This is a genomic window from Nocardia sp. NPDC057353 (genome assembly GCF_042667085.1).
Taxonomy (GTDB): Bacteria; Actinomycetota; Actinomycetes; order Mycobacteriales; family Mycobacteriaceae; genus Nocardia.
In genome coordinates, this window is record NZ_JBHVAK010000071.1 from 24,707 (window position 1) to 31,159 (window position 6,453).

The following is a 6,453-nucleotide window of genomic DNA, read 5'->3' on the forward strand; positions in this document are numbered from 1 at the left end:
TGTGGCCCGCAGGGTGCTGCTCGCCAGCCGCAATGCCAAGAAGCTGACCGAGCTGCGCCGGATTTTGGACGAGGCCGGGGTCGCCGGGGTCGAGATCGTCGGGCTCGCCGACGTGCCCGAGTACCGGGAGGCGCCGGAGACCGGCGCGACCTTCGAGGAGAACGCGCTGGCCAAGGCGCGGGACGGCGCCGCTGCTACCGGCTTGCCGTGCGTCGCCGACGATTCCGGCATCGAGGTGGATGCGCTGAACGGGATGCCCGGTGTGCTCTCCGCGCGCTGGTCCGGCGGGCACGGGGACGACGCCGCCAACAACGCGCTGCTGCTCGGGCAGCTGCGGGACGTGCCGGACGAGCGGCGCGGTGCGCGGTTCGTCTCCACCTGCGCGCTGGTGACGCCGGACGGCGCGGAGACCGTGGTCCGCGGGGAGTGGCCGGGGCGCGTCGCCCGGGAGCCGCAGGGCGAGTACGGTTTCGGCTACGACCCGCTCTTCGTCCCGGAGGGCGACGGGCGCTCCGCCGCCCAGCTCACCCCCACCGAGAAGGACGCCGTCTCGCACCGCGGCCGCGCCCTGCAGCAGCTGCTCCCCGCCCTGGCCGCACTGGCCGAGTAGCGCGGGCTTCCTCCGCTCCCGATCAGCGGCAGCGCTGATCCTGCCAGGGGGATCAGATCCCGAAATCCCTTTTCACCTGCGCAGCATTGCGGTGTTCGACGAAGAACGAGAGCAGCGGGACGGTGCCCGCGAGCAGCGTCCCGATGGTGCGGCCCAGTGGCCACCGCACCTTGACGGCGAGGTCCGCGGTGAGCAGCAGGTAGACGAAGTAGGCCCAGCCGTGGACCATGGCGATCCAGCTCGGCGGGTTGGCCCCGAACCCGTACTTGGCGATCATCTCCCCGGTGAGCAGTAGCAGCCAGAGCCCGGTGATCCAGGCGAGCACGCGGTAGCGGAGCAGCGCGCCCGCGATCTTTCCGGTGTCGGCGGTCCGCTTCGCGGGACGGGTCTCGGCGGGGTTCTCGCTGGTGGTCAACCGGCGCTCCTGTCGGGGGTGGCCGGGCGGTTCAGCTCGGCGAGGTAGCTGTTGTAGGCGGCGAGCTCCGGGTCGTCGTCCCTGGCGGCGGCGGGCCGCTCCGGCAGGATGCCCGCCGGGATCTCGCGCGCCGGAGCCTGCCGGGACGGCACGTCATCGGCGTCCTCCTCGTCCGCGCGCTCCAGCCGCACGAACCGGAAGTACGCGAAGACCACGAACCCGGCGAAGAGCGGCCACTGCAGCGCGTACCCGAGGTTCTGCCCGGTGCCGCTCGACGACTCGAACCGCTCCCACTGCCACCAGCCGAGCGCCATGCAGGCGAGCGCCGCCACGACCACGAGGGCGATCAGGGCCGGGCGGCTGTGCGCCGGACGGTTCGGCGGGGGTGAAGCGGGCACGCCCCCACGGTACCCGCTTCTACTACAGCCGACGTAGGGCAGCTCCCGGTCAGAGCGCGGCGGTGATCCCGGTCAGCCGCTCGGACTCCTCCCAGAGCCTGCGCTGCAGCTCCGCGTTGCGGGAGAGCCGGGTGGACGGGCACGGGCCGACCGGGCCGCGGGACTGGAACAGCCAGGTCGGGCCCCAGTAGGTGTTCGGGTCGGCGTCCCGCTCGGTGGCGGCGTAGAGCGTCGACTCCGCCGCGTGCCGCGGCGAGTGGCCGACCAGCCGGATGAACGGCTTGCTCACCAGGTCCAGCGGGGTCTCGGTGCGGGTGAAGAGCTCGGTGGCCGAGACGCCGGGGTGCACGCCGTAGGAGCGCACCGGCGAGCCGTTCGCCGCCAGCCTGCGCTGCAGCTCGCGGGCGAACATCAGGTTCGCCAGCTTGGCCTGCGAGTAGGCGGCGCCGCGCTGGTAGCGGCGGTTCTCGTAGTTCAGGTCGTCGACCGCGAGCCTGTTCGCCTGCTTGTGCGCGACGCTGGAGACGGTGACCACCCGGTCCCGGATCTTGGGCAGCAGCAGGGTGGTGAGCGCGAAGTGGCCGAGGTGGTTCACGCCGAACTGGGTCTCGAAGCCGTCCGTGGTGCGGGAGAACGGGATGTTCATCAGCCCGGCATTGTTGATCAGCACGTCGAAGTCGCCGGTGGACTCGGCGAAGCCGCGCACCGAGGCGAGGTCGGCCAGGTCGAGCGCCGCCACCCGGACGTCGCCGTCGATCTTCTCGGCGACCTGCTTCGCCTTGTCCGCGCTGCGACAGGCCATGATCACCGAGGCGCCCTTGGCGGCCAGCGCCTTCGTGGCCTCGGCGCCGATGCCGCCGTTGGCTCCGGTGATCACGTAGGTGCGACCGGTCTGGTCCGGGATCTGTGAGGGTTTCCACGCCATGGCGCCCACCTTGGCACACTTCGCCGGACGGAGTGCCCGGACCCCGGCCGGAAGTCAGTTCTGCTCGTCCGCGGCGGGTTTCCCTGGCTCGTCGGAGGTCACCGAGCCCTTGCCCGTCGCTCCGGCGAACGGAGACGCGCCCTTACCCGCCGCGGGCGGTGCCTGCGTCTCGCCCCCGGCGGGAGCGGCTTCCCCGCCTGCGGGCGCTGCCGCGCTCGTGTCCGGTGCGGGCGCCGCTTCGTCGGCGGGGGCCGGGGCCGCCGCTGCGGCCGCATCCGGACCACCGTCGGGAGACGAGGGTGCGCCGACCGGATAGTCCGGGCCTGCGGCGGGCGCTTCGAAGGGGATCACGTTGCCTGCGAAATCGCGCTCGCCGAGCGACGCCTGCACCGCGCTCACCAGCGCGGCGAGATCGACCCAGGTGCAGGGCGGCTCGGCGTCGAGGTTCCCGATCCGGTACCACTTCTCGGTCCCGCGGTAGCGGACCAGCCCGTGCCCGGCCTCGTCGAGCGAGAGGTCGAGTTCACCCGAGACCGTCCCCTCCTCCTCGGTGAGGACGGCGGCCCTGCTCTCCAGTGCGACGATCTCGGTTATGCGAACCCTCCTCGGCTGACGCAATCGTCGATCGCGGTGCGCAGCGCGGCCTGCTCCGCGCCGTCGACGGTGAGGCCGTACTTTACCTTGATCTGCAGGTAGTGAACCACGTAGGTGCAGCGGAACTCGCCGGGCGGCAGGTAACTGGAGACGTCCTGGTCGCCCTTGGAGCGGTTGGCGGTGGGGTCGGAGGCCGCGAGATTGCCTGCGTCGTTGGCGATTGCGCGCCTGGTCTCCAGGTCGAGCCCGCCCGCGCCGGAGCGCCACGCCTCGGCGAGCGGCACGATGTGCTCGGCGTCCACCTTGGCAGGATCGGTGATGAAGGCGTACGGCTTCAGCTTCCCGGTCTTGCGGTCGACGACGCCGTAGTGGTCCTGCCACCCGCCGTCCTTGCCGATGGCGAGCTTGCAGGTCTTGGGGTCGAGCGTGACCGGGCCGGTGGCGTCGCGCAGCATCATGACGTCGCGGGTGGTGCACTTCGCGTACTGGCTGAACTCCGGGCCGAAGCCGTGGTCGACGGGGGCGGTGTCCCAGTGCGGGAACTTGTCCCGGTCGTACCCGGTCATCGGGGCCTCCGGCGCGACCTTCAACTGCCCGAGCAGCGCGTTGGCGTCGGCGCCGTCGACACCGGCCGAGGAGACCGGGCCCCGGCCCGGCGTGCCTGGCTGCTCGGTCGCGGTGCAGCCGGTCGCCACCCCGGCCACCACCAGCAGCGGAACGACAACAGCAAACACCCGGCGCGCACCGCGCCGGAGAGCAGACGAATTCACCACAATACCCACCGAACCCGGAGTCGGACCACGAACCGCGCCACCGTACTCGGTGTCGCGGTGAACTCCTGCGATTGTCGCATATGAGCTACCGCACACCGCGGTTTACGGCGTGAAATCGGGTGGAGCGGGGGTGAATTCGGGGCAACCGGCTCAGCCGGTCGGCGCGTCGGCCTCCTCCTCCTGCGCGGTCGGCGGCACCCCGGTCTCCAGGAAGCGGAGCAGTCGGTCGATCCGGCCGGTGTGGTCGACGCAGCGCTCCAGGTGGTGACCGAGCAGCGCGAGGTCGACGGCGGCGTCGAGCGGCCGGTCGGCGGAGTCCTCCGCCAGCGCGGTCCGCAACCGCGCGTGCAGCCGCGCCATCTCGACGACGGCGGCGGCGTGGCCGGTGCCCGGCCGCCCGCCCGCCACCCCCTCGACCGCGACGGCGGTGCGCGCGGTGGCGAGCCCGCCCATGGCGCCGATCACCTCGGCGACCCGGCCCGCGGCGACGTGGCCCGGGTGCGCGGCGTAGACCTGGTCGGCGACCCAGCTGGTGAGCCTGCCGATCCGGGAGAGCTCACCGGCGATCTGGATGGCGGTCACCACGTGCCTGAGGTCGCGGGCGACCGGCGCCTGCAGCGCGAGCAGCACGACGGTGCGTGCCTCGCAGGCGGCGTACATCTTCTGGAGCCGCTCGTCGAGCGCGAAGACCTCGTAGGTGGCGGCGAGGTCGGCGTCGGCGAGCGCGGTCGTCACGCGCTCGGCGGCGTCGTGGGCGAGCAGGCACATCTGCGTCAGGTCGTCGGTCAGCGCGGTGAGCTCGCGGGTGAACTGGGTTCGCACGGGGTGGATTCTCGCGCATGCGCTCCGGGTGCGGGCGATCGTCGTTGGCGTGGCGTTCGCGCTCCGCGCGTCAGCTGCCGTAGCGGGCTTCGTATCTGGCGCGGTCGGCATCCCGCCTGCGCGCCTGCTCCGGATTCCGCAGATCCTGCGGCAAACCGTGCTTGGCCAGCCGGTGCGCCCGGTTCATCGGCATGAAGGCGACCGTATAGAAGAGGGCGAGCAGCACGGCGAGCAACACCATGGCGCCGCGCAGCCAGAGTTCGCCGGGGAAGAGGAGGAAGGCGGCGAAAAGGGGGGTGAACGGAACGAGGCCGCGCAGCACGTGCCTGGCGGCGGCGTGCTTGCCGGTGAGGTCGCGGCGCACCCAGTCCTGCATGGAGTCGGGGAGGCGGCGGCCGAAGGCGTAGCCGATCCAGCGGATCGGGCCGGGGCGGCGGGGTTCGCGGGTCATGCGTGCTCCTCACGGGGGCGGGTGGTGCCGAGCGCGGCGGCGTTCACCCGGGTCAGGACGGCGTGCAGCTCTTCGAGGTCGGCGAGGCTCACGCCGAGCCTGCGCACGACGGCGGGCGGGATCTGCTCGGCGCGGGTGCGCAGCTCGCGGCCCGCGGCGGTCAGGTCGATCACCAGGGAGCGCTCGTCGCGCGGATCCCGGCCCCTGCTGATCAGCCCCGCGGCCGCCAGCCGCTTGAGCAGCGGCGAGAGCGTGGCCGAATCGAGCTGCAGCGCTTCGGCAATCGCCTTCACCGACATCGGCGCCTCGCCCCAGAGCGCCAGCATCACCAGGTACTGCGGATGGGTCAGCCCCAGCGGCTCCAGCAGCGGCCGGTACACCGCGAGCACCGAGCGGTTGGCCACCGCGAGCGCGAAGCACACCTGGCGGTCCAGGCGGAGCGGGTCGTCGACAGCGGTCATGCTGCGAGTATAGCGCGCGAATAGTTAGGGCACGAACTGTTTGTGTACGAAGTCATAGAAGTGAAATTAGCGCAGTTTGATGCTCGAAAAGCCGGGAATAGCTGGGCTGTAGGAAAACTCGACACCAGCAGGAAGTGTCATGATCATTCTCATCGGGCTGCTCGTCCTGGTCGCCGCCGTGATCGTCGGCGTCGCCGGGACCGTGGCCAATACGGGCGAGAACCATTACCTGGCCAGTGATTTCACGGTCTTCGACTACCACTTCTCCGGGTCGAGCGGGCTGCTGTTCTTCGACGGCATCGTGCTCGGCGCCCTGGGGATGTTCGGCTTCGTGCTGGTGGTCGGCGGCTCCTGGTTCGCCAGCAGGCGCGCGATGCTGGCTCGCCGCGAGCTACGGCAGTCCCGCAAGGAGGTCGCCGCGGCCCGCAAGGACCTCGCGGCCACCCAGCCTTCGGTCCCGGTGGCGGCGCCCGCCGCCACCACCACGCAGGCGCAGTCCGCGCCCGCGCAGAAACCCTCGTGGAGCTGGAACCGGTTCATGAACCGGTCCGGCGCGGCCACCGCGAGCAAGTAACCGGCCGCGAGCGCTGCGACTCGCGTCCACTCAACCCCTCACCCACGCAGGAAAAGTAAGGACAGGAAAATGATTGTTCTCGGTCTGATTCTCCTCCTCGTCGGCTGGCTGCTCGGCATCCCGCTGCTGACCACCGCCGGTATCGTGGTGCTGCTCGTCGGCGCCGTGCTGCTGCTCGCCGGCTCGCTCGGCCGCCCGGTCGGCGGCCGCAGGCACTACTTCTAACCGCTGTCATGGCTCTCGAGGATCGAGTTGCCCACCGGGTGGAAGCCGCCCGTGGCAGCGCCAAGAAGGTGCTCGGACGCGCGGTCGGCAATCGCCGGCTGGAGGCGTCGGGGCGCAAGGACCAGGCGACCGGCAACCTGAAGCGCGCGGCCTCGGCCGTGCGGGACGCGTTCCGTCGCTGAACCACCTCGAAACGGGGCGGGTG

General features: G+C 71.5%; 12 protein-coding genes. 4 read left to right on the forward strand and 8 right to left on the reverse strand.

What is annotated here, in order from left to right; genetic code table 11:
• The first annotated feature begins 1 nt into the window (after position 1).
• Positions 2-610, forward strand: a complete 609-nt coding sequence (gene rdgB / locus ACFUUZ_RS27505; protein WP_378701152.1) for an RdgB/HAM1 family non-canonical purine NTP pyrophosphatase — start codon at positions 2-4, stop codon at positions 608-610.
• Positions 611-662: 52 nt separating this feature from the next.
• On the opposite strand, the gene ACFUUZ_RS27510 is transcribed toward rdgB, so the two are convergent.
• The 8 genes from ACFUUZ_RS27510 to ACFUUZ_RS27545 all read right to left on the reverse strand — a co-directional run bounded on the left by ACFUUZ_RS27510 (position 663) and on the right by ACFUUZ_RS27545 (position 5,449).
• On the reverse strand, positions 663-1,025 hold the full coding sequence (locus ACFUUZ_RS27510; protein WP_378701153.1) for a DUF3817 domain-containing protein: 363 nt from the start codon (positions 1,023-1,025) through the stop codon (positions 663-665).
• Positions 1,022-1,423 carry a transcriptional regulator gene (locus ACFUUZ_RS27515; protein WP_378701155.1) on the reverse strand — a complete coding sequence of 134 codons (402 nt, stop codon included), beginning with the start codon at positions 1,421-1,423 and terminating at the stop codon, positions 1,022-1,024. Before ACFUUZ_RS27515 ends, ACFUUZ_RS27510 begins: the two co-directional genes overlap by 4 nt.
• A gap of 49 nt (positions 1,424-1,472) precedes the next feature.
• Positions 1,473-2,348 carry an oxidoreductase gene (locus ACFUUZ_RS27520; protein ID WP_378701157.1) on the reverse strand — a complete coding sequence of 292 codons (876 nt, stop codon included), beginning with the start codon at positions 2,346-2,348 and terminating at the stop codon, positions 1,473-1,475.
• Positions 2,349-2,402: 54 nt separating this feature from the next.
• A complete protein-coding gene (locus ACFUUZ_RS27525; protein WP_378701159.1) occupies positions 2,403-2,966 on the reverse strand; it encodes a hypothetical protein in 564 nt (187 codons plus the stop codon).
• Positions 2,939-3,676 (reverse strand): HNH endonuclease family protein, encoded by a 738-nt coding sequence (locus ACFUUZ_RS27530; protein WP_378701161.1) that lies wholly within the window; start codon positions 3,674-3,676, stop codon positions 2,939-2,941. Before ACFUUZ_RS27530 ends, ACFUUZ_RS27525 begins: the two co-directional genes overlap by 28 nt.
• A 189-nt stretch (positions 3,677-3,865) precedes the next feature.
• The gene (locus ACFUUZ_RS27535; protein WP_378701163.1) at positions 3,866-4,537 is read right to left on the reverse strand and encodes a phosphate uptake regulator PhoU; all 672 of its coding nucleotides are present in this window, start codon (positions 4,535-4,537) and stop codon (positions 3,866-3,868) included.
• Positions 4,538-4,607: 70 nt separating this feature from the next.
• Entirely contained in the window at positions 4,608-4,988 is a 381-nt protein-coding gene (locus ACFUUZ_RS27540) for a DUF5313 family protein (protein WP_378701165.1), read from the reverse strand.
• Entirely contained in the window at positions 4,985-5,449 is a 465-nt protein-coding gene (locus ACFUUZ_RS27545; RefSeq protein WP_378701167.1) for a MarR family winged helix-turn-helix transcriptional regulator, read from the reverse strand. The genes ACFUUZ_RS27540 and ACFUUZ_RS27545 overlap by 4 nt, the downstream gene beginning before the upstream one ends.
• A gap of 139 nt (positions 5,450-5,588) precedes the next feature.
• Here ACFUUZ_RS27545 and ACFUUZ_RS27550 point away from each other — a divergent pair, with 139 nt between their 5' ends.
• The 3 genes from ACFUUZ_RS27550 (at position 5,589) to ACFUUZ_RS27560 (ending at position 6,430) form a co-directional block, all read left to right on the forward strand.
• Complete coding sequence (locus tag ACFUUZ_RS27550; RefSeq protein WP_378701169.1) at positions 5,589-6,023, forward strand: hypothetical protein; 435 nt, start codon at positions 5,589-5,591, stop codon at positions 6,021-6,023.
• Between the two features lie 69 nt (positions 6,024-6,092).
• Positions 6,093-6,248: a hypothetical protein gene (locus ACFUUZ_RS27555; RefSeq protein WP_357020540.1), complete on the forward strand. Its 156-nt coding sequence runs from the start codon at positions 6,093-6,095 to the stop codon at positions 6,246-6,248.
• Between the two features lie 8 nt (positions 6,249-6,256).
• On the forward strand, positions 6,257-6,430 hold the full coding sequence (locus ACFUUZ_RS27560; RefSeq protein ID WP_378701171.1) for a CsbD family protein: 174 nt from the start codon (positions 6,257-6,259) through the stop codon (positions 6,428-6,430).
• Positions 6,431-6,453 lie beyond the last annotated feature (23 nt).

What these genes read in the sequence shown, in the direction of transcription:
- ACFUUZ_RS27560 (WP_378701171.1), top strand. Translation starts at nt 6,257, where the DNA reads ATGGCTCTCGAGGATCGAGTTGCCCACCGGGTGGAAGCCGCCCGTGGC.
- ACFUUZ_RS27555 (WP_357020540.1), top strand. Translation starts at nt 6,093, where the DNA reads ATGATTGTTCTCGGTCTGATTCTCCTCCTCGTCGGCTGGCTGCTCGGC.
- ACFUUZ_RS27520 (WP_378701157.1), bottom strand. Translation starts at nt 2,348, where the DNA reads ATGGCGTGGAAACCCTCACAGATCCCGGACCAGACCGGTCGCACCTAC.
- ACFUUZ_RS27550 (WP_378701169.1), top strand. Translation starts at nt 5,589, where the DNA reads ATGATCATTCTCATCGGGCTGCTCGTCCTGGTCGCCGCCGTGATCGTC.
- ACFUUZ_RS27540 (WP_378701165.1), bottom strand. Translation starts at nt 4,988, where the DNA reads ATGACCCGCGAACCCCGCCGCCCCGGCCCGATCCGCTGGATCGGCTAC.
- ACFUUZ_RS27545 (WP_378701167.1), bottom strand. Translation starts at nt 5,449, where the DNA reads ATGACCGCTGTCGACGACCCGCTCCGCCTGGACCGCCAGGTGTGCTTC.